The following is a 20,603-nucleotide window of genomic DNA, read 5'->3' on the forward strand; positions in this document are numbered from 1 at the left end:
GTGTGGCAATTTCTGGAGACGATTCGATGTCGATGCTGCCAATTCCCCGCTGGCCCGCCCAGGAGCGCCCCCGCGAAAAGCTGGCGCTGGGCGGCCCGGGAGCATTGTCCGACGCCGAATTACTCGCTGTTTTCCTACGTGTGGGCAGCCCCGGCAAGAGCGCCGTGGACCTCGCCCGGGAGCTGCTGGGGCGCTTCGGCTCGCTGACGCGGCTGTTTGCCGCAGATACCGATACCCTTGCCACGATCAAGGGCATGGGCGCCGCCAAGCAGGCCCAGCTGCGCGTGGTGCCGGAACTGACCCGGCGCGCGCTGGCCGAGACGCTCAAGGCCCCGCGCGGCCTGGATTCCGAGCGCGCGGTCCGCGCCTACCTGCGGCTGACGCTGTCGCGCYTGCCGCACGAGGTCTTCATCGCCCTCTATCTGGATAGTGCGTACCGCCTGCTCGCCAATGTAGAGCTTGGACGCGGATCCCTGGGTGGCGTCACGGTCTATCCACGAGAAGTGGCGCGCGAAGCGCTTTCATACAACGCCGCCCATGTCATCGTCGCCCACAACCACCCGCACGGCCCCGTAGAACCCAGCTTCGCTGACCTTTCCACCACACGGCACCTCGCCCGGGCGCTCGCCGTGCTGGACATCGGGCTGCTGGACCATTACATTGTCGCCGGCAGCGATATCTATTCGTTCGCCGAGCATGACCGGCTGCCCGCCGTCCCGCCCACGTGAGCGCGTCCACGTGATCCCGGCAGCACGGCAAACCTGCGGCACAACACTAAGTCTTCCCCTCAGCGCGGAAGGCGTTGATTCGCCAGTCGTTTCCGGTCTATAATGTTCGTTTTGCTGAAGTCTCAATCCGCTGCAGTCCGGGCCCGCGCGCCTTTTGTTGATCTGTTGCGAACATTGTCCACGAATAAGATTTAGGAGTGCTTCATGGCACGCGTCTGTCAAGTGACCGGGAAAGCGCCGATGGTCGGCAACAACGTTTCCCACGCAAACAACAAGACCAAGCGCCGTTTTCTGCCCAATCTGCAGAATCGCCGCTTCTTCGTTGAATCGGAAAACCGCTGGGTGAGCCTGCGCGTCTCGAACGCCGGCCTGCGCCTGATCGACAAGAAAGGCATCGACTCCGTGCTCGCCGACCTGCGCGCACGCGGCGAAGTCTAAATAGGAGTACAACATGGCCAGCAAAGGCGGACGCGACAAGATCAAGCTGGAATCGACCGCAGGTACGGGTCATTTCTACACGACCACCAAGAACAAGCGCACCATGCCGGAAAAGATGGAGATCTCGAAGTTCGATCCCGTCGCCCGTAAGCACGTGCCTTACAAGGAAACCAAGATCAAGTAATTGATCCGGTCTCCGATGAAGAACCCCGCCGAGCACCTCGCTTCGCGGGGTTTTTTGTTGCCCGTTTTTATTGACCGCAAACCCTTATGCGGCAAGGGCTGGGGCGTCCGCGAACCGGTATGCGGGTGTACACTTTCCAGCTTTCCCTGACGCGCATTCGCTCCGCGCGAACCCTGCACCATGAACTTCGACGTCGCGATCGTCGGCAGCGGGCTGGCCGGCCTCACCGTCGCGCTGCAACTGGCCGATAGCCACCGGGTTGTCATCCTCAGCAAGCGCGCCATGACGCATGGCGCCAGCGACTGGGCCCAGGGCGGCATCGCCGCAGTGCTCGACTCCGGCGACAGCCACGACGAACACACGCAGGACACGCTGGTCGCCGGCGCCGGCCTGTGCGACGAAGGCGCGACGCGCTACATCGTGGAGCATGGACGCGAGGCCATCCAGTGGCTGATCGACCGGGGCGTGCCCTTCACCCGCGATGCCCAGGCAGAACTGGGCTTCCACCTGACGCGCGAAGGCGGCCACAGCCGGCGCCGCATCATCCACGCGGCGGACGCCACGGGCCACGCCGTGGTCACCACGCTGACCGAGCAGGCACGCCAGCACCCGAACATCACGATCATCGAGGACCACTTCGCGATCGACCTGATCACGGCCACCAAGCTCGGCCTGCCAGGCAACCGCTGCTACGGCCTCTATGTGCTCGACGACACCACGGGCGCCGTGCGTACCATCACGGCCACCCACACGGTGCTGGCCGCCGGCGGCGCGGGCAAGGTCTATCTCTATACGACCAACCCCGACACCGCAACCGGCGACGGCATCGCCATGGCGTGGCGCGCCGGCTGCCGGGTGTCGAACATGGAATTTATCCAGTTCCACCCGACCTGCCTCTACCACCCCTACGCCAAGTCGTTCCTGATTTCCGAGGCGGTACGTGGCGAAGGTGGCCTGCTGAAGTTGCCCGACGGCACCCGCTTCATGCCCGACCACGATCCGCGTGCCGAACTGGCACCGCGCGACGTGGTGGCGCGCGCGATCGACTTCGAGATGAAGAAGCGCGGCCTCGACTGCGTCTACCTCGACATCACGCACCAGCCGGAAGCGTTCCTGAAGGAACATTTCCCGACGATCTACGCACGTTGCCTGGAGTTGGGCATCGATATCACCCGCGAGCCGATTCCCGTGGTACCGGCCGCCCACTACACGTGCGGCGGCGTGGTGACCGACACTGCGGGTCGCACGGACCTGTCGAACCTCTATGCCGTGGGCGAGACCGCCTGCACCGGCCTGCACGGCGCAAACCGGCTGGCCTCCAACTCGCTGCTCGAATGCATGGTGATCGGTCGCGCAGCCGCCGAGGACATCGCCCGGCAGGACAAGGCCGGCGCGCCGGATATCAGCCTGCCCGCCTGGGATGCCAGCCGCGTGGCCGATGCGGACGAGGAAGTGGTGGTGTCCCACAACTGGGACGAACTGCGCCGCATGATGTGGAACTACGTCGGCATCGTCCGCACGGACAAGCGCCTCGAGCGCGCCCAGCACCGGATTGGTCTGTTACGCGAGGAAATTGCCGAGTACTACGCCAACTTCCGCGTCACGCGCGACCTGCTGGAACTGCGCAATCTGGTCGAAGTGGCGGCACTGATCGTCGACAGCGCGTACTCGCGCCACGAAAGCCGGGGCCTCCACTTCAGCCGCGACTACCCCGACACGCTGCCCAAGGCGTTGCCGACCGTGCTCCAGCCGCTGCTGGGCCGCGCGGCGCAGCATCGACAGAACAAGCAAAAGTCGTAAAACAGACGTGAAAAAGGGGCCGATACGGCCCCTTCCCTTTTGCGATGCGCTTTGCGCGTTACCCAACGATCCGCAGCGAATAGTCGGTCGCGCGCACATCCTTGGTCAGCGCGCCCACCGAGATCCGGTCCACGCCCGTTTCGGCGAATTCCCGAATCGACTCGGCATTGACGCCGCCCGACACCTCCAGCAGCGCCCGACCACGGTTGATTTCCACCGCTTCGCGCATCATCGGCACCGTAAAGTTGTCGATCAGGACCGATTTGGCGCCGGCAGCGAGTGCCTCTTCCAGTTCGGCGATTGACTCCACCTCGATCTGCACCGAGGCGTCCGTGCCCAGCGCCAGCGCAGCCTGCATGGCCGCCGTGATGCTGCCCGCCGCCGCGATATGGTTTTCCTTGATCAGGATGCCGTCATAGAGCGCCAGCCGCTGATTCTCGCCGCCGCCGATGCGCACCGCGTACTTCTGCGCCAGGCGCAGGCCGGGCAGCGTCTTGCGGGTGTCGAGCACGCGGGCCCGCGTGCCGGCAATCAGATCCGCATAGCGCCGGGTGGCCGTGGCCACGCCGGACAGCAGTTGCAGGAAGTTCAGCGATGGCCGCTCCGCCGTCAGCAGCGCACGGGCCGGGCCGGCAATCTCGCACACCACATCATCGGGGGCCATCCGCGCGCCCTCCTCCTTGAGCCAGCGCACCTGGAGCCGCGCATCGACGGCCGCCATACACGCCTCAAACCAGGGCTGGCCGCACAGCACCGCGCTCTCGCGCACGATCACGCGCGCCTGCACGGGTTTGTCGGCCGGAATCAGCAGGCCCGTCAGGTCGCCGGTGCCCACATCCTCGGCAATCGCGGCCTGCACGTTGGCTGCCAGCGCCGCGGGCAGCGCCGGGCCGTAACTATCGAACACGGAATTCACAGTCATGCCGGGCCCACTCCCTGGAACAGCGCGCCSGTCTGGGCCAGATCGCTGGCCGGCCGCACATTGGCCTTCTGCTGCGCGGCGAAGTTGAGCATCCGATCAATGCAGGTAACGGCGCGCTGGCCGATGATCGGGTCCACTTGGATCTCGTTGCGCCCCGTTTCCAGCACTTCGGCCAGATTGGTCAGCGCATTCATGGCCATCCACGGGCAATGCGCGCAGCTCTTGCAGGTGGCGCTGTTGCCGGCCGTGGGAGCCTCGATGAAGTGCTTGCCCGGCGCGGCCATCCGCATCTTGTGCAGGATGCCGTTGTCGGTGGCCACGATGAACTCGTTGGCGTCGAGGTGCTGGGCCGCCGCGATCAGTTGGCTCGTGGAACCCACCACGTCCGCCTGCGCCACCACATTGGCCGGGGATTCCGGGTGCACCAGGATCTTGGCATTCGGATAGTCCTTGCGCAGCAGGTCCAGCTCGATGCCTTTGAACTCGTCATGCACCAGGCAGGAGCCCTGCCACAGCAGCATGTCGGCGCCGGTTTCCTTCTGGATGTAGCCGCCGAGGTGCTTGTCCGGTGCCCAAAGAATTTTCTCGCCGCGCGCGTGTAGATGTTCGACGATTTTCAGGCCGATGCTCGACGTCACCATCCAATCCGCACGGGCCTTCACGGCCGCACTGGTATTGGCATAGACCACCACCGTGCGATCCGGGTGGGCGTCGCAGAATGCCGAGAATTCGTCAGCCGGGCAGCCCAGGTCCAGCGAGCACGTGGCGTCGAGGTCCGGCATCAGGATGGTCTTCTCGGGGCTCAGGATCTTGGCGGTCTCGCCCATGAAGCGCACGCCGGCCACGACCAGCGTCTGAGCCGCATGATCGCGGCCGAAGCGCGCCATTTCCAGCGAGTCCGACACGCAGCCGCCGGTTTCCTCGGCCAGGTCCTGCAGGTCGGCATCGACGTAATAGTGCGCCACGAGCACCGCGTTGCGCTCCTTGAGCAGCTTGCGGATGCGGGCCTTGAGTGCCTGGCGCTCGTCGGGGGTCAGCGCGGGCGGTACCTTGGCCCAGGCATGGGCCACGCAACTGCCGCCGGCTGCGCTTTCGGTATCCGTCAGGTTCGGTTTCTCGAACTCGATGGACTTGATCGTTTGTGGGGTCATCTCAGCAGTACTCCTCGGGGCACCCGTGGGCCGCCGCGCTTGGAAGCACGCGGTCTGACCTGGACATGGGGGAGTGTAGCGAAAAGAAAAGCCCCGCCAGGGGCGGGGCTTTTACCATGCGGGCGCGACGAGAATTGTATCAGGCGTACCGGCGCAGGCGCAGCGAAAACTCTTGCAGGGCCTGGATTCCGCTGGCTTCGGCGCGATGGCACCACGCCTGCAGTTGCTGGAGCAGCTGCTCGCGTGTGAGGCTCGAACGACCCCAGATCGCGGCGAGTTCGCGGCGCATTTCCACGAAGGTATGCAGCGCCTTGTTCTGCTCGACGATGCTGGCCAGTTGCTGGCGCTGCGGCGCGGCCAGCTTGCCTTCCTCGCGATGGAACCACTTGCGGGCGAGCTTGAAGTGGCTGTAGTCGGCCGCACGGCCTTCCTTCAGCTTCTCCAGTTCCTCGTTGTATGCGCTCTTCACGGCCTTGGCGTAGCGCGCCATAACGTCGTAGCGGTTGGCGATGATCGCTTCCAGCGTGTTGTGGTCCACCGGGCGGGCATCCACCAGACGCGCCTTGGGCGGGGTCTTCTTGACCTTGGCCAGGCCCACGGACTGCATCGCACGGATGTACCACCAGCCCACATCGATCTCGTACCACTTGATCGAGAACTTGGCCGACGTCGGATACGTGTGGTGGTTGTTGTGCAGCTCTTCGCCGCCGATGATAAAGCCCCACGGCGACACGTTGGTCGAAGCATCCTCGCAATCGTAGTTGCGATAGCCCCACCAGTGGCCCAGGCCGTTGATGATGCCGGCCGCGTGGATCGGGATCCAGAGCATCTGCACGGCCCAGACCGACAGGCCGATCACGCCGAACAGCGCCACGTCGATGATCAGCATCAGGCCAACGCCCTGCCAGGCGAAGCGCGAGTACACGTTGCGCTCGACCCAGTCGTCAGGCGTGCCATGGCCGAACTTGGCGACGGTTTCCTTGTTCTTGGCTTCCTCGCGATACAGCTCCGCGCCTTCCAGCAGCACCTTGCGGATGCCGCGGGTCTGCGGGCTGTGCGGATCGTCCTCGGTCTCGCACTTGGCGTGGTGCTTGCGGTGGATGGCGGTCCATTCCTTGGTCACCATGCCCGTCGTCAGCCAGAGCCAAAAGCGGAAGAAGTGTTGCGCAATAGGGTGCAGGTCCAGCGACCGGTGCGCCATGCAGCGGTGCAGGAAAATGGTCACGCCGGCGATCGTGATATGCGTCACCACGAGGGTGAAGATCACGATCTCCCACCAGGACCAGTTGGCAAGGCCGTTGGCGGCCCAGTCAAGAATTGAGTCGAACAAACTGTTCTCCGTCTGTGAATCGAAGGTCTTGCAGCGCGGCACAATGGTGCGGCACGGCGAACGCGCAGAAAAAAGACTGCGAAATCAGGCGATTGCGATTATTACTGGCGCCTGGCGCAACCTGTCGAAACAGTATGGGAGCCGGGCGAAGGCACGAGCCGCTGCAATCTGGCGGCTGTTTTGTGTGGGGCTGCGGCTTGCTCTGCAAGCGCGCGTCAACCCGGTATTCTACCGGATCGGCGCCACTCGAACATCCGCTATTTCCCCGACTTTGAGTGCCCCCTATGGCTTTCGTTCCCCTTTCATGCGAGGGGTGGCGCAGGCGCCGCCTGGGATGCCAGCACGCGCATCTCCCGCTGGGGATACGGGATCGCGATGCCATGTTCGCGGAAAGTGCGCCAAATAGCACGATTCATCGCCGATTGCACCCCGAGCTTGCCGTTTTGCGGGTCGGCAATGTTGACCGCCACCTCGTACTCGATGCCGCTGTCCGCAAACATGACAAGAAACGCAGCCGGGGCCGGCTCGGGCAGCACACGCGGCAGGCCGCGCACGCAATCCTGGAGCAGCGTGATCACCGTTTCGGGGTCGGCGGCGTAGTCGGCCTGCACGCGTGTCGCTACGCGCACATTTGTCCCTGAAAACGAATGGTTCTGCACCGATTGGGCGACAAGTTGCTCATTCGGCACCAGCGTCTCGCCGTCACCATTACGCACCACGGTGTAGCGGGTGCGGATCTGCGAGACGATGCCGGTGTACTTGTCCACCGTGATCTGGTCGCCGAGCTTGACCGAGCGGTCCAGCAGRATGATGAAGCCCGAGATGTAGTTGCTGGCAATCTTCTGCAGGCCCAGGCCGAGGCCCACGCCCAGCGCGCCGCCGAATACCGACAGCACGGTCAGATCGATGCCGACCAGCGACAGGCTCAGCAGCAGCGACACCAGCAGCAGCAACGCCTTGGCGATGCGCGTAAGCACCACCTTCAGGTTCGAATCCAGGCTCGGCGCGCGCATCAACCGCTCCTCGAGCCACGAGCCAAACCACATCGCCGCGAGCACGGTCAGCAGAATCCAGACCACGGCCATCAGCGTGCTGGCCAGGCTGACGTCGTGCTTGCCGCCGATCGAGAAGCGCACCGCATGCATCCACGCCATCACGTCGGACAGCACGCCCAGCACGTACAGCGCCATGCCGAGCCAGACCACCGTGGTCAGCACCTTCTCCACCAGCACCAGCATGCCGTGCAACTGCCCGTTGCCCGACAATATGCGCCGCAGGATATAGAARCCGACATAAAGCGAGGTGATGCCGAACAGCGGCACCAGCGCCAGCCGCAGCACGCTGATCGACAGGAACGGCGCCAGCGCGAAGCGCGCGGCCAGGACCAGCAGCCAGCCAATCAGCGGAAACATCGCCCGCTCAAGGCTGACGGCGGCCAGCCGGAGCGAGAAACTCGAGGATTCGTAGCGCGCTTCCAGCCGGCGGGTCACATGGCGCGCGAGCGGCCATGCCACCACCAGGCAGGCGGCCAGCACCCCAAGCTGCCAGAAGAAGCCCGGCCCGCCTGCATCGCGGAGCAGGTCGTCCAGCATCTTGCCAAATCCGGAATGCTCCATGGGCGCCGGGGCTTATCGGGTGCGTTCCAACACCGCCGCGAAGAAGCCATCGGTCTGATGGATATGCGGAAACAGCGCCAACATGCCGCCTTCTGCCGGCAACTGGGGCACTTCGATCTTTTGCTCGGCCAGCACTTCAGCCACCGGCACGAGGCGGAAATTCTCGTGGGTTGCCAGGAAATCGCGGACGATTGCCTCGTTTTCAGCTTCCAGCACGCTGCAAGTCGCATATACGACTCGTCCGCCGCCCTTCACCAGGCGGGCCGCCGAGTCAAGGATGGCCGACTGCTTCGCGGTCAGCTCAACCACCGACTCCGGCGACTGGCGCCACTTCAGGTCCGGGTTGCGGCGCAGGGTGCCGAGGCCGCTGCAAGGCGCATCCACCAGTACGCGGTCGATCTTGCCAGCCAGACGCTTGATCTTGGCGTCGCGTTCGGAATCGATCAGCACCGGATGGACGTTCGACAGCCCGCTGCGCGCCAGGCGCGGCTTCAGGTTGGCCAGACGCTTCTCGGAGACGTCGAAGGCGTAGAGCCGGCCGGTCGAGCGCATGGCGGCGCCCAGCGACAGCGTCTTGCCACCCGCGCCGGCGCAGAAATCCACAACCATCTCGCCACGCTTGGGCGCCACGAGGTGGCACAGCAGTTGGCTGCCTTCGTCCTGCACTTCCACGCCGCCGTTGATAAACAGCGGCAACTGGTTCAGCGCGGGCTTGCCCTTGAGGCGGATGCCGGCGGGCGACATCGGGGCGACTTCGGCGGCGATGCCAGCCGTTTCCAGTTCGGCCAGCGCTTCTTCGCGGGAGATCTTGGCCGTGTTCACGCGCAGATCCAGCGGCGCGGGACGCAGCCACGCATCGCCGAGGGCGGTGGTGAAGGCTTCGCCATGGTGCGCGACGAGGTCGTCGTAGAGCCATTCCGGCAGGTTCGCCCGCACGCGCGGCGAGAGGCTGGAGCGCTCGATCGTCGTCAGACGGTCCAGCCACTCGGCTTCATCCGGGTAAAGGAACGGGCTCAGGACATCGCGGCCCAGCGTCGCGGCGAGGCCCAGCAGGCCCAGTCGGCGGGTGGCCGCACCGGTGCCACTTTCGGCGAATTGGCCGAATTCGACGCGTCGGCGCAACACTGCATAGATCGCCTCGGCAATGATGCCGCGATCCCGATGACCGAGTTTCGCGTTCTCGCGGAAGTAGTAGCTGACCACGGCGTCGGCCGGGCGTGCGAACAGCAGCACCTTGCCCAGCAGCCGTTCGATGTGTTGCAGGTGGAAAGCCTGCAGGCTACCCGAGCGTCCATGTGCGCCATCCACCCCTTGCGGGCGCGGCGTGGGGGCCATGCGGATCGGGCTGCCCTTGCCTTTGCTGCCGCGCGAACGCTGGCTTTTGTCCTGAGGTGTTGCGGGATTACGACTCATTGAGAGATGCCTGCCGCCGGAGCGGAGAGGGCCAGGAACCACTGCGGTTCGGCCGGTTGAACTTGAACCACGCCGTCTCGTACCTGCAGACGGTCTTCCACAAACCAGCGGACGGCGCGGGGATACATCACATGCTCGCAGTCGAGCAAACGCGTGGCGAGCGACTCGGGAGTGTCGCCAGGCAGAACATCGAGTGCTGCTTGCAGCACGATCGGACCATGATCGAGCTCCGGAGTGACGAAATGGACTGTCGCCCCGTGAAACTTGACGCCGGCCTCAAGGGCCTGGCGATGGGTATGGAGACCCGGGAAACTGGGCAGCAGCGACGGGTGGATATTCAGCATCCGGCCCGCGTAATGCTCCACGAATTCGGGCGTCAGGATGCGCATGAAGCCCGCCAGCACAACGAGATCGGGCTGGTGCGCGTCGATGGCATCGCGCATCGCCGCATCGAAACCGGCACGATCGGGGTACTGCTTGTGGTCCACCACGCCCGTGGCAATGCCGTGTTCCCCCGCAAACGCCAGRCCGCTGGCGTCGGGACGGTTCGATAGCACCGCCGCCACGCGCCCCGGCCACTGCTCCGCGGCGCAGGCCCGGACGATGGCTTCCATGTTGCTGCCACGCCCGGAAATCAGGATCACAATATTTTTCATCGGCGCGATTCTACCAAGCTGTGGTCCAAACGCTTGCAAAGCGAGCACATTAGGTACTTAATTCACGCGAAACCGGCCTCCGGAGCGGGCGCGCGGCGCCCAGTACGATGCATATACCCCTGTGTGATGGATTGTGACGCCTCCCCCGCTCTGATAGAGTGGTCACTACGTCCACGCGCCACTGTGCAAGTAGGTGACAACAAGGACGAGACGGGAAATTAGACGGGAATACGCATGTCGAACGCTGCACCGACTTTGTTGGTGGTCGATGATCATCCTATGGCCCTCTCAGGCACCACCGCATTTCTCGCGGAGGTGATGCCCGATGTCGCCGTCCACGCGGCGGGCAGTGCCAAGGAAGCCCTCCACTCGCTAAACCAGGGATTGCGCCCCGATATCGTGCTGCTCGATATCTGGCTGAACGACGGTACCGGCTTCGATGCCATGCTGGCATTCAAGACCGTGATCCCGAGCGCGCGCTTCATCTTCATGTCCGCCGAGGCCACGCCAGAGATCGTGGGCCGCGCGCGGGCGCTCTCCGCCTGCGGCTTCGTGGGCAAGCACCTCGATGCCAACGCGTTCACGGCCGCCGTGCGCAAAGTGCTGGCCGGCGATACCAGCTTCCCGACCGACGAGGCGCTCTCCGGCCGCTCCCAGTCCTTCGGCCCCGCCCACGGCATTCCCGTGACGCCGGCCGAACTGGGCCTGACGCCGCGCCAGGGCTCGGTGCTCGCGCTGGTGCTGGAAGGACTGCCGAACAAGGTCATCGCCCGCAAGCTGGGCCTCACCGAGAATACGGTCAAGGAGCACGTCTCCGCCATTCTGCAACGGCTGGGCGTGCGCACGCGGATGCAGGTCATGTCGCGCATGGAACGGTTCCGGCTTCGCCAGTAATTCATCGTAGGATCTTCAAGCAATAACGCCACCCCCCKAGCGGTGGCGTTTTGCATTGCAGAACAGCGATCAGGCCGGATGGAGCCAGCGCCGCAGCARCATGCGCAGGTTGCTCGGGTCCACCGGCTTGGGCAGCACGAAGTAGCCCGCCTCCTCGGCCGCCTGGAGCGCCGCCGATTTCAGGTCGCCGGTCAGCAGCGCGCTGCGCGCCTGGGGCTGCGTGGTCTGCCAGCGTTCGAGCAGGTCCAGCCCGTTTTCGCTGCCGGGCAGGCGCAGGTCGCAGAAGATGATGTCCGGCTTCAGCCCCTTGGCGAACAGCGCGTCGGCCTCGGCGCCATGGGCGGCGCAGGCCACGCGGATGCCCCACGCCTCCATCAGCGCGATCCAGGCCTTGCGGATCTGGCTGTCGTCGTCCACCACGAGCACGGTGCCGCGCAGCCGTTCCGGCTTGGCCTCCTGCGCCTGGACGTTGGCGCGCATGGCGCGCACGGCTTCGATGGTCTCCGCCGGCACCGGCGCCAGCGCGAACCAGAACACCGAGCCCTTGCCCGGCACCGAGCGCACGCCGTAGGTGCCGCGCATCAACCGCACGCATTCCTTGAAGATCGCCAGACCCAGCCCCAGGCCCTGCGAGGGGTCGCGCTGCGGGTTATGGACCTGGTAATACGGCGAGAAAATGTCCGGCAGGTGCTCGGGCGTGATGCCGGCGCCGGTGTCCCAGACTTCGAGCCGGATGTGCTTGCGCCGCTGCCGCGCCGTCACCAGCACGCCGCCGCGCTTGGTATAGCGCAGCGCGTTCTGCACGAGGTTGAACAGCGCGCGGCGCAGCAGCACCGGCTCGGCCATCGCGTACAGCTCGCTCGGCACGCGCGGGCTCAGGGTCAGGCCGCTGTCGCGCGCATCGGCGGCGAACTGGCTCATGACATCGTTGATCAGCGAACTCAGCTCGCAAGGCTCCAGCGTCGGCAGCACCTTGCGGCCTTCGAGCTTGGAGAGGTCGAGCAAGGACCGGAACAGCAGGTCGATGGTCTGCGTGCCGGCCGCCACCTGCTCCACCAGCGGATGGAGCGAGCTCGACTGGTTGCGCGCACGCAACGCTTCCACGAGCATGACCAGCGCATGCACGGGCTGGCGCAGGTCGTGGCTGGCAGCGGCCAGGAAGCGGGATTTCTCCTCGCTGGCGTGGAGCGCGCGCTCCTTTTCCTCCTGGAACTGCTTGGCCAGCCGGCGGCTTTCGCTCTCCAGCTGGATGGCGCGCACCAGCGTCTGCTGCAGGTTCAGCGCGTGCCGCGCCAGCATCAGCGCGTACAGGGCGAGCAGCACCTGCACGTAGCCGCCATGGTTCGGGAAGGCGAAATCGGCCAGCAAGACATTCGGCACGAGGATCGGGACGCCCGCGAAGACAAGGTTCGACGGGATAGGCGACTGCGAGGTGGCGCCGCCCGCCAGCACGCCGAGCGTGAGCAGGTACAGCACGCTCGAGAACACCACGGAGCTGGAATACAGATGGAGCAGCGCGGAGCTGCCCCAGGTCAGGCCGGTGAGGAAGGCAATCGCGCGCATGTGGTTCCACCACTTGCGCGTGTGCGCCGAACGGCTCATTCTGCCGGCGTCGCGCTGGTAGCCAAGGTAGAACCAGGTGCCGCCGGCGGTCAGGACCGCCATGATCGCGCACCAGGCCAGCAGGGCGAAGTGGTTGGCCTCGCTCCAGAAGGCAGCGGCGGTCAGCCACGGTAGCAGGACCGACGCGGCGATGCCGGTGGGCGAAACGCGGTGCACCGTGGCAAGCAGCTTGGCCCGCGTCTCGGTGTCCAGTTGTGGCCCGGGCGGGGGCAAGATCTTGTTGAGCAGCGCGTTCAAAGGGGGCCGTGGCATGTCGGAGTCGCGCATATCATGCCGCCTTTTGCCTGAGGGCGCCACGCCTGGCGGGCCGGATGACGCACAAAGTCAACGCTTGCGGGCAAGGCGCCGCCCTGCCCGCCCCGGTCCGCCCCCAAAGCGGGGCAAGCCGCCCCATTCGCCTTATAATGCCCCCTTTCCCCAAAACGCTTAGTCCGCCGTCCTCGTGAAAGTCTTCCGCGGCCTGCCCAACGCCGAAAGCCGGGCGCCCTGCGCGCTCACCATCGGCAATTTCGACGGTGTGCATCGCGGCCACCAGTCGTTGCTCGCGCGCGCGCGCGCCGCCGCGGATGCCCGCGGCCTGCCGCTCTGTGTAATGACGTTCGAGCCGCATCCGCGCGAATTCTTCACACCCGAGCGCGCGCCCACGCGCATCGCGCTGTTGCGCGACAAGCTCGACGCCCTGCGCCGCAACGGGGTGGACCGCGTGGTGGTGGAGCACTTCAACGCCCATTTCGCCGCCCAGTCTCCGCAAGCCTTCGTCGAGAACGTGCTCTGGCACGGGCTGCACGCGCGCTGGGTGCTGGTGGGCGATGATTTCCGCTTCGGCGCCCGCCGCGCCGGCGACTTTGCCTATCTTGAGGAAGCGGGCCGCCAGTTCGGCTTCGACGTCGAGCAAATGGGCTCCGTCTCCGAAGGCGGCATCCGTATCTCCAGCTCGGCCGTGCGGCAGGCGCTGGCCGATGGCGACCTCGAACACGCCCGACGCCTGCTGGGCCATGGCTACGCCATCAGCGGCCACGTGATCCACGGCCGCAAGCTCGGCCGCGACCTCGGTTTCCCGACGCTGAACCTCAAGATCTCGCACAAGCGGCCCGCCGTGAACGGCATCTTCGTGGTGCAGGTGCACGGGCTGGCCGATCATCCGCTGCCCGGCGTGGCCAGCATCGGCGTGCGCCCCACCGTCGAGGATGCCGGCCGCGTGCTGCTGGAAGTGCATCTGTTCGACTTCAACGAGAACCTTTACGGCAAGCTGGTCCGCGTGGAATTCATGAAGAAGCTGCGCGATGAAGCGCGCTTCGACACGCTCGAGGCCCTGACGGCGGCCATCGCCCAGGACACCCTCGACGCCCGCGCCTTCTTCGGCCTGGCCGCCCCCGGCGGCACCGAGGCCGGCCCGGGCCGGCGCGACTTCGCCACCTCCGCCACCGACCGAATTAGCTAGCGGCCGGCCGCTGCCGAAGGTGCAGCAGCCGGGACCCGCCCCGCCGTACCCCATGACCAGCGCGCCGGCCATTCCACCCGCCGCGCCCCACTGAATTGCCCCGAGAATCGAACATGTCCGACGAGAAACGCGCCAAGCCCGAGAAAAGCAAGTATCCGGTGAACCTGCTGGATACCCCCTTCCCCATGCGTGGCGACCTGCCCAAGCGCGAGCCGCAATGGGTGAAGCAGTGGCAGGACAAGCAGCTCTACAAGAAGATTCGCGCCGCGCGCAAGGGCGCGAAGAAGTTCGTGCTGCACGATGGCCCCCCGTATGCCAACGGCGACATCCACATTGGCCACGCCGTGAACAAGGTCCTCAAGGACATGATCATCAAGGCGCGCGGGCTGACAGGGCTGGACGCCGTGTATGTGCCGGGCTGGGACTGCCACGGCATGCCGATCGAGATCCAGATCGAGAAGAAATTCGGCAAGGGCCTGCCGGTGCAGGAAGTGCAGGCCAAGGCCCGCGCCTACGCCACCGAACAGATCGCCCGCCAGAAGGTGGACTTCGAGCGCCTGGGCGTGCTGGGCGACTGGGACCACCCCTACCTGACCATGAACTTCAGCAACGAAGCCGATGAGCTGCGTGCGCTGGGCAAGATCATGGAGAAGGGTTACGTGTTCCGTGGCCTGAAGCCCGTGAACTGGTGTTTCGACTGCGGTTCGGCGCTGGCCGAAGCTGAGGTCGAGTACAAGGACAAGACCGACCTGTCGATCGACGTGGGCTTCCCGTTCGCGGAAGTCGACAAGCTCGCGCACGCCTTCCACGTGCCGGTGGCGCAGCTCGAAGGCAAGCCCGGCTGGGTGGTGATCTGGACCACCACGCCGTGGACCATCCCGAGCAACCAGGCGCTGAACATGCACCCGGAAGTGGAATACGCGCTGGTGGACACGCCGCGCGGCTTCCTGATCCTGGCCAAGGACCGCGTCGAGGAACAGCTCAAGACCTACGCGCTGGAAGGCAGCGTGGTGGCCACCGCGCGCGGCGACGCGCTGTCGGAAATCCGCTTCCACCACCCGCTGGCCAAGATCGATGCCGGCTACGCGCGCACCTCGCCGGTCTACCTCGGCGACTACGTGACCACCGATACCGGTACCGGCATCGTCCACTCGGCGCCGGCCTATGGCGTGGAAGACTTCCAGTCGTGCAAGGCGCACGGCATGCCCGACGCGGACATCATCAGCCCGGTGATGGGCGATGGCGTCTACGCCAGCACGCTGCCGCTGTTCGGCGGGCTGTCGATCTGGGCCGCGAACCCCAAGATCGTGGAGGTGCTGCGCGAGTCTGGAAACCTGTTCAACTCGCATAAGTACGAGCACAGCTACATGCACTGCTGGCGTCACAAGACGCCGATCATCTACCGCGCCACCTCGCAGTGGTTCGCGGGGATGGACGTGAACCCGGTCGACAACGGCCCCACGCTGCGCGCAACCGCGCTGGCCGGCATCGAGGCCACCGAGTTCTTCCCCGCCTGGGGCAAGCAGCGGCTGCACAATATGATCGCCAACCGCCCGGACTGGACGCTCTCGCGCCAGCGCCAATGGGGCGTGCCGATGGCGTTCTTCGTCCACAAGGAAACGGGCGCCCTGCATCCGCGCACGCCGGAGCTGCTGGAGCAGATCGCCCAGCGCGTGGAGCAGCACGGCATCGAGGCCTGGCAGGCGCTCGATCCGAAGGAATTGCTAAGCGATGAGGCCGCCGTCTACGAAAAGAACCGCGACACGCTCGACGTCTGGTTCGACTCCGGCACCACGCATTGGACCGTGATCCGGGGCTCGCACCGCGATGATCTCTACGATCCGTCCGCCGATACGCCCGATGGCCGCCTGGCGGACCTGTACCTCGAAGGCTCGGACCAGCATCGCGGCTGGTTCCACTCGTCGCTGCTGACCGCCTCGATGCTGTACGGCAAGCCGCCCTACAAGGCGCTGCTGACCCACGGCTTCACCGTGGACGGCGAAGGTCGCAAGATGTCCAAATCGGTCGGCAACACCGTGTCGCCGCAGGACATCTCCAATAAGATGGGTGCCGAGATCATCCGCCTGTGGGTGGCTTCCACGGACTACTCCGGCGAACTGTCGATCTCGGACGAAATCCTGAAGCGCGTGGTGGAAGGCTATCGCCGGATTCGTAATACGCTGCGATTCCTGCTGTCGAACCTGACCGACTACGATCACGCCAAGCATGCGCTGCCGGCCTCGGAATGGCTCGAGATCGACCGCTACGCCGTGGCCCTGACGGACCGCCTGCAGAAGGAAGTGCTGTCGCACTACCAGGCGTACGAGTTCCACCCGGTGGTGGCCAAGCTCCAGACCTTCTGCTCGGAAGACCTGGGCGGCTTCTACCTGGACGTGCTCAAGGACCGCCTGTACACCACGGCGCCCGACTCGCAGGCCCGCCGCGCCGCCCAGAACGCGCTGTATCACATCACCCAGGCCATGCTGCACTGGATGGCGCCGTTCCTGTCGTTCACGGCCGAGGAAGCATGGCAGATCTTCGCCCACGGCACCGCGCACACGGACACCATCTTCACGAGCACGTACTACGCGGTGCCCGCCGTCGACAACGCCGACGATCTCCTGCAAAAGTGGCACGAAATCCGCGCCGTGCGCGCGGAAGTGACCAAGCAGCTGGAGTCGGTGCGTGTGGAAGGCGAGATCGGCTCGTCGCTGCAGGCCGAAGTCACGATCGCGGCCGGCGGCCCGGTGCTGGAGGCCCTGCAAAGCCTGCACGACGACCTGCGCTTCGTGCTGCTGACCTCTGCGGCCAAGGTCACGGCCGCGCCGGAAGGCGGCGACCTGCTCGTCACAGTCACGCCGTCGGCGCACGCAAAGTGCGAGCGTTGCTGGCATTACCGCGCCGATGTGGGCCATAACCCCGAACATCCGACCCTTTGCGGCCGCTGCGACAGCAACCTGTTCGGCGCCGGTGAACACAGGAGCCACGCCTGATGGCATCGTCCTCCACCCGATCGACGCGCGCCACGCCGGCCCGCAAAACCTCCAAGAGCCGTGGCAGTGCCAACGTCACGCCGTGGCTCTGGATGGCCTTCGCGCTGCTGGTGGTCCTGATCGACCAGTTCTTCAAGATCCTGATCACGCGGTCGTTCCAGTACGGCGAGTCGCGCCCGGTCACGCGCTTCTTCAACCTCGTGCTGGTCTATAACAAGGGCGCGGCGTTCAGCTTCCTGGCCGATGCCGGCGGCTGGCAGCGCTGGTTCTTCACGCTGCTGGGCGTGGTGGTGGGCGGGTTCATCGTCTGGCTGCTGTACCGCCATACGGGACAGAAGCTGTTCTGCCTGGCGGTGTCCCTGATCCTGGGCGGCGCCATCGGCAACGTCGTGGATCGCGTGCTGTACGGCCATGTGATCGACTTCCTCGACTTCCACTGGCGCAACATGCATTTCCCGGCGTTCAACGTGGCCGATTGCGCCATCACGGTCGGCGCGGTGCTGCTGATTCTGGACGAACTGCGACGCGTTCGTCGTCACTGACTGGAACCCTGAGAGCCTACCCATGGATCTGCGAGGCAAGCACATCGTCCTTGGCCTGACCGGCGGCATCGCCTGCTACAAGTCGGCCGAGCTGGTCCGCCTGCTGACCAAGGCCGGGGCCACCGTGCAGGTGGCGATGACCGAGGCGGCAACGCACTTCATCACGCCCGTGACCATGCAGGCGCTCTCGGGGCGACCCGTGTTCCTGTCGCAGTGGGACGCGCGCATCGATAACAACATGGCCCACATCGACCTCTCGCGCGAGGCCGATGCCATCCTGATCGCCCCAGCCTCCACCGATTTCCTGGCCAAGGTGGCCAACGGCCTGTGCGACGATCTGCTGACAACGCTCTGCATCGCGCGTGAATGCCCGCTACTGGTGGCGCCGGCGATGAACCGCCAGATGTGGGCCGCCGCGCCCACGCAGCGCAACGCCGCGCAACTGCGCGCGGACGGCGTGGCGATCCTCGGCCCGGGCACCGGCGACCAGGCGTGCGGCGAGATTGGCGACGGTCGGATGCTGGAACCGGCGGAGATCGTCGAGGATCTCGTCGCCTTCTTCCAGCCCAAGCCGCTCGCCGGCAAGCGCGTGCTGATCACGGCTGGGCCGACTTTCGAGGCGATCGATCCTGTGCGCGGCATCACCAACCTGTCGTCGGGCAAGATGGGCTTCTCGATTGCCCGCGCCGCTCGCGAGGCCGGCGCCGATGTCCTGCTCGTGGCCGGCCCCACCGCGCTGGACACGCCGCGCGGCGTGGTGCGCACCGACGTGCGCAGCGCCCAGCAGATGCACGACACGGTGATGGCGCAGTTGCGTGATGTCGACGTCTTCGTCGCCGTGGCAGCGGTGGCCGACTGGCGCCCCGCCGAGGTCTCCCGGCAGAAGATCAAGAAGGCCAACGACACCGACACGCCAACGCTGCAGTTCATCCAGAATCCGGACATCCTGGCCGCCGTGGCCGCGCGCGCCGATGCGCCCTATTGCGTGGGGTTCGCCGCCGAAAGCGAGAACCTGGAGCAGTACGGCGAGCAGAAGCGCCAGCGCAAGGGCGTGCCGCTGCTGGTGGGCAACATCGGCCACCACACCTTCGGTATGGACGACAACGAGATCGTGCTGTTCGATGCGGGCGGCATGACCCGGCTGCCGCGCGCGGACAAGCTCTCGCTCGCACGCGACCTCGTGGCCGCCATCGGCCAACGCCTGCCGCGCAAACCCGTCTGAGCCTTCGTAAGCATGACTGCTGTGAATCGTCCCAAATTGCGCCTGTCCGTGCTCGACCAGAGCCCGGTGATTGCCGGCTACAGCGCGCGCGACGCGCTGGCCGCCACCGTCGAACTGGCCCAACTCGCCGACGACCTCGGCTACACCCGCTACTGGTGCGCCGAGCACCATGGCCTGCAGGGCGTGTGCAACCCGGCGCCCGAGGTCATGCTGGCGCGGCTCGGCAGTGTGACAAACCGTATCCGGCTCGGCTCGGGCGGCGTGATGCTGCCCTACTACAGCCCCTTCAAGGTGGCCGAGCAGTTCCGCATGCTCGAAGGCCTGTTCCCGAACCGGATCGATCTGGGCGTGGGCCGCGCGCCCGGCGGCGACATGCGCACGGCGCAGGCCGTGTCCATGGGCCAGTACAACCGGGGCGACCAGTTTCCCCAGCAGGTGCAGGACCTGGCCTGGCTGCTGCGCGGCGAGGTGCCGCCCGGCCACGTGGCCGAAGGCGTGCTGCTGCAGCCGGCCATCGGCACCCGGCCCGAACTCTGGGTGCTCGGCTCAAGCGATTTCGGCGGCGCGCTGGCCGCCAAGCTCGGCCTCCGCTTTGCCTTCGCCCACTTCATCAATGCCCATGGCGGGCACGCCGTGGCGCAGCAGTACCGGGCCGGCTTCGAACCCGGCTATGAGGATGCCCCCTACAGCGCGGCGGCGGTCTTCGTGATCTGCGCCGATACCGAGGCGGAAGCGGCAGAACTGGAGCGCGCCGTGGACATCCGCCGCCTGCAGATGGCGTATGGCGTCAACGCGCCGATCCCCTCGCTGGCCCAGGCGGCCGATTTCACGCCGAGCGAGCGCGATCGCATGATCATCGAGCGCGAACGTCCGCGCACCATCTGCGGCACGCCCGAGGTGGTGGCCGAGCGCATGCTGGCGTTGCGCGAGCGCTTCGCGGCCGATGAGCTGGTGGTGCTGAGCGTGACGGCTTCGTACGCGGCGCGGCTGCGCACCTACCAGTTGCTCGCCGAGGCGTTCGACCTCTYCGGCGCGTCGGYCGGCTGAGCCGCGCACGCGCGGTATCATCCCATCCCGCCTTCTTAAGATACTTTCCTGGCTCTTTCCTGAGCCAACTACCCGGATTTGCACATGACCGCACCCCTGAACCCCGCCGTYGAAATCAAGGTCCTGGACACCCGCCTCAATGACTGGGGCCTGCCGGCCTACCAGAGCGACATGGCCGCCGCCATCGACCTGCATGCTTGCGTGGACGGCCCGGTCAGCATCGCCCCCGGCACCGCCGCGCAACTGGTGCCGGCCGGCATCGCCGTGCACATGGGCAATCCGTACATGGCCGCCACCATCGTGCCGCGTTCGGGCCTGGGACATAAGAAAGGTCTCGTGCTCGGCAATACGATCGGGGTGATCGACGCCGATTACCAAGGCCAAATCATGGTGAGTGTGTGGAATCGCAATGCGCCCGGCACCGAGCCGATCGTGATCCAGCCCGGCGAGCGCATCGCCCAGATGATGTTCGTGCCGGTGCTGCGGCCCGTATTCACGACCGTGACCGAGTTCTCGGCGGACACCGCCCGCGGCGCGGGCGGCTTCGGCTCGACCGGCGTGCATCACGCCAAGGCCGGCTGAGCGCCGAACCTGTAAGGCTCG

At 66.0% G+C, this 20,603-nt stretch carries 18 protein-coding genes; 11 read left to right on the forward strand and 7 right to left on the reverse strand.

Annotated features, from left to right (window positions below):
* Positions 1 to 35: 35 nt before the first annotated feature.
* The 4 genes from radC (at position 36) to nadB (ending at position 3,150) form a co-directional block, all read left to right on the forward strand.
* Positions 36 to 728, forward strand: coding sequence for a RadC family protein (radC, locus tag AB4Z27_RS02835; protein WP_092301061.1), 693 nt, complete (start codon positions 36 to 38; stop codon positions 726 to 728).
* Between the two features lie 204 nt (positions 729 to 932).
* Positions 933 to 1,166, forward strand: coding sequence for a 50S ribosomal protein L28 (gene rpmB / locus AB4Z27_RS02840; RefSeq protein ID WP_006575661.1), 234 nt, complete (start codon positions 933 to 935; stop codon positions 1,164 to 1,166).
* 13 nt (positions 1,167 to 1,179) lie between these two features.
* Positions 1,180 to 1,350, forward strand: a complete 171-nt coding sequence (rpmG, locus tag AB4Z27_RS02845) for a 50S ribosomal protein L33 (RefSeq protein ID WP_008644909.1) — start codon at positions 1,180 to 1,182, stop codon at positions 1,348 to 1,350.
* A gap of 180 nt (positions 1,351 to 1,530) precedes the next feature.
* On the forward strand, positions 1,531 to 3,150 hold the full coding sequence (gene nadB / locus AB4Z27_RS02850; protein ID WP_092300945.1) for an L-aspartate oxidase: 1,620 nt from the start codon (positions 1,531 to 1,533) through the stop codon (positions 3,148 to 3,150).
* A 58-nt stretch (positions 3,151 to 3,208) separates the two neighbouring features.
* Here nadB and nadC read toward each other — a convergent pair whose 3' ends face one another.
* The 6 genes from nadC to purN form a co-directional block, all read right to left on the reverse strand.
* The gene (gene nadC / locus AB4Z27_RS02855) at positions 3,209 to 4,072 is read right to left on the reverse strand and encodes a carboxylating nicotinate-nucleotide diphosphorylase (protein WP_441643879.1); all 864 of its coding nucleotides are present in this window, start codon (positions 4,070 to 4,072) and stop codon (positions 3,209 to 3,211) included.
* Entirely contained in the window at positions 4,069 to 5,223 is a 1,155-nt protein-coding gene (gene nadA, locus AB4Z27_RS02860) for a quinolinate synthase NadA (protein ID WP_092300951.1), read from the reverse strand. Before nadA ends, nadC begins: the two co-directional genes overlap by 4 nt.
* Positions 5,224 to 5,362: 139 nt before the next feature.
* A complete protein-coding gene (locus AB4Z27_RS02865; protein WP_092300954.1) occupies positions 5,363 to 6,553 on the reverse strand; it encodes a DesA family fatty acid desaturase in 1,191 nt (396 codons plus the stop codon).
* A 302-nt stretch (positions 6,554 to 6,855) separates the two neighbouring features.
* On the reverse strand, positions 6,856 to 8,169 hold the full coding sequence (locus AB4Z27_RS02870; RefSeq protein WP_441643880.1) for a mechanosensitive ion channel family protein: 1,314 nt from the start codon (positions 8,167 to 8,169) through the stop codon (positions 6,856 to 6,858).
* Between the two features lie 12 nt (positions 8,170 to 8,181).
* The gene (locus AB4Z27_RS02875; protein WP_092300960.1) at positions 8,182 to 9,582 is read right to left on the reverse strand and encodes an RsmB/NOP family class I SAM-dependent RNA methyltransferase; all 1,401 of its coding nucleotides are present in this window, start codon (positions 9,580 to 9,582) and stop codon (positions 8,182 to 8,184) included.
* The gene (gene purN, locus AB4Z27_RS02880; protein ID WP_092300963.1) at positions 9,579 to 10,238 is read right to left on the reverse strand and encodes a phosphoribosylglycinamide formyltransferase; all 660 of its coding nucleotides are present in this window, start codon (positions 10,236 to 10,238) and stop codon (positions 9,579 to 9,581) included. Before purN ends, AB4Z27_RS02875 begins: the two co-directional genes overlap by 4 nt.
* A 234-nt stretch (positions 10,239 to 10,472) precedes the next feature.
* On the opposite strand from purN, the gene AB4Z27_RS02885 reads away from it, so the two are divergent.
* Positions 10,473 to 11,132, forward strand: a complete 660-nt coding sequence (locus AB4Z27_RS02885; RefSeq protein ID WP_092300966.1) for a response regulator — start codon at positions 10,473 to 10,475, stop codon at positions 11,130 to 11,132.
* Positions 11,133 to 11,201: 69 nt separating this feature from the next.
* Here the strand turns inward: AB4Z27_RS02885 and AB4Z27_RS02890 are convergent, their stop codons facing one another.
* Complete coding sequence (locus AB4Z27_RS02890; RefSeq protein WP_441592315.1) at positions 11,202 to 13,007, reverse strand: ATP-binding response regulator; 1,806 nt, start codon at positions 13,005 to 13,007, stop codon at positions 11,202 to 11,204.
* A 190-nt stretch (positions 13,008 to 13,197) separates the two neighbouring features.
* On the opposite strand from AB4Z27_RS02890, the gene AB4Z27_RS02895 reads away from it, so the two are divergent.
* The 6 genes from AB4Z27_RS02895 to dut all read left to right on the forward strand — a co-directional run bounded on the left by AB4Z27_RS02895 (position 13,198) and on the right by dut (position 20,582).
* Positions 13,198 to 14,196, forward strand: a complete 999-nt coding sequence (locus AB4Z27_RS02895; RefSeq protein WP_441592313.1) for a bifunctional riboflavin kinase/FAD synthetase — start codon at positions 13,198 to 13,200, stop codon at positions 14,194 to 14,196.
* A 113-nt stretch (positions 14,197 to 14,309) separates the two neighbouring features.
* Positions 14,310 to 17,189, forward strand: a complete 2,880-nt coding sequence (gene ileS / locus AB4Z27_RS02900) for an isoleucine--tRNA ligase (RefSeq protein WP_441592311.1) — start codon at positions 14,310 to 14,312, stop codon at positions 17,187 to 17,189.
* The gene (gene lspA / locus AB4Z27_RS02905; RefSeq protein WP_092300975.1) at positions 17,189 to 17,731 is read left to right on the forward strand and encodes a signal peptidase II; all 543 of its coding nucleotides are present in this window, start codon (positions 17,189 to 17,191) and stop codon (positions 17,729 to 17,731) included. Before ileS ends, lspA begins: the two co-directional genes overlap by 1 nt.
* A 22-nt stretch (positions 17,732 to 17,753) precedes the next feature.
* Complete coding sequence (gene coaBC, locus AB4Z27_RS02910) at positions 17,754 to 18,953, forward strand: bifunctional phosphopantothenoylcysteine decarboxylase/phosphopantothenate--cysteine ligase CoaBC (RefSeq protein WP_441643881.1); 1,200 nt, start codon at positions 17,754 to 17,756, stop codon at positions 18,951 to 18,953.
* Between the two features lie 12 nt (positions 18,954 to 18,965).
* Positions 18,966 to 20,000 carry an LLM class flavin-dependent oxidoreductase gene (locus AB4Z27_RS02915; protein WP_441643882.1) on the forward strand — a complete coding sequence of 345 codons (1,035 nt, stop codon included), beginning with the start codon at positions 18,966 to 18,968 and terminating at the stop codon, positions 19,998 to 20,000.
* Positions 20,001 to 20,084: 84 nt separating this feature from the next.
* Positions 20,085 to 20,582 carry a dUTP diphosphatase gene (gene dut, locus AB4Z27_RS02920; protein ID WP_092300984.1) on the forward strand — a complete coding sequence of 166 codons (498 nt, stop codon included), beginning with the start codon at positions 20,085 to 20,087 and terminating at the stop codon, positions 20,580 to 20,582.
* Positions 20,583 to 20,603: the final 21 nt, after the last annotated feature.

Origin of the sequence: Cupriavidus sp. KB_39, from assembly GCF_052114485.1 — a bacterium.
Lineage (GTDB): Bacteria > Pseudomonadota > Gammaproteobacteria > Burkholderiales > Burkholderiaceae > Cupriavidus.

Coding starts and splice junctions, on each gene's coding strand:
- rpmB (WP_006575661.1), top strand. CDS start 933: ATGGCACGCGTCTGTCAAGTGACCGGGAAAGCGCCGATGGTCGGCAAC.
- rpmG (WP_008644909.1), top strand. CDS start 1,180: ATGGCCAGCAAAGGCGGACGCGACAAGATCAAGCTGGAATCGACCGCA.
- nadB (WP_092300945.1), top strand. CDS start 1,531: ATGAACTTCGACGTCGCGATCGTCGGCAGCGGGCTGGCCGGCCTCACC.
- nadC (WP_441643879.1), bottom strand. CDS start 4,072: ATGACTGTGAATTCCGTGTTCGATAGTTACGGCCCGGCGCTGCCCGCG.
- AB4Z27_RS02875 (WP_092300960.1), bottom strand. CDS start 9,582: ATGAGTCGTAATCCCGCAACACCTCAGGACAAAAGCCAGCGTTCGCGC.
- AB4Z27_RS02885 (WP_092300966.1), top strand. CDS start 10,473: ATGTCGAACGCTGCACCGACTTTGTTGGTGGTCGATGATCATCCTATG.
- ileS (WP_441592311.1), top strand. CDS start 14,310: ATGTCCGACGAGAAACGCGCCAAGCCCGAGAAAAGCAAGTATCCGGTG.
- lspA (WP_092300975.1), top strand. CDS start 17,189: ATGGCATCGTCCTCCACCCGATCGACGCGCGCCACGCCGGCCCGCAAA.
- coaBC (WP_441643881.1), top strand. CDS start 17,754: ATGGATCTGCGAGGCAAGCACATCGTCCTTGGCCTGACCGGCGGCATC.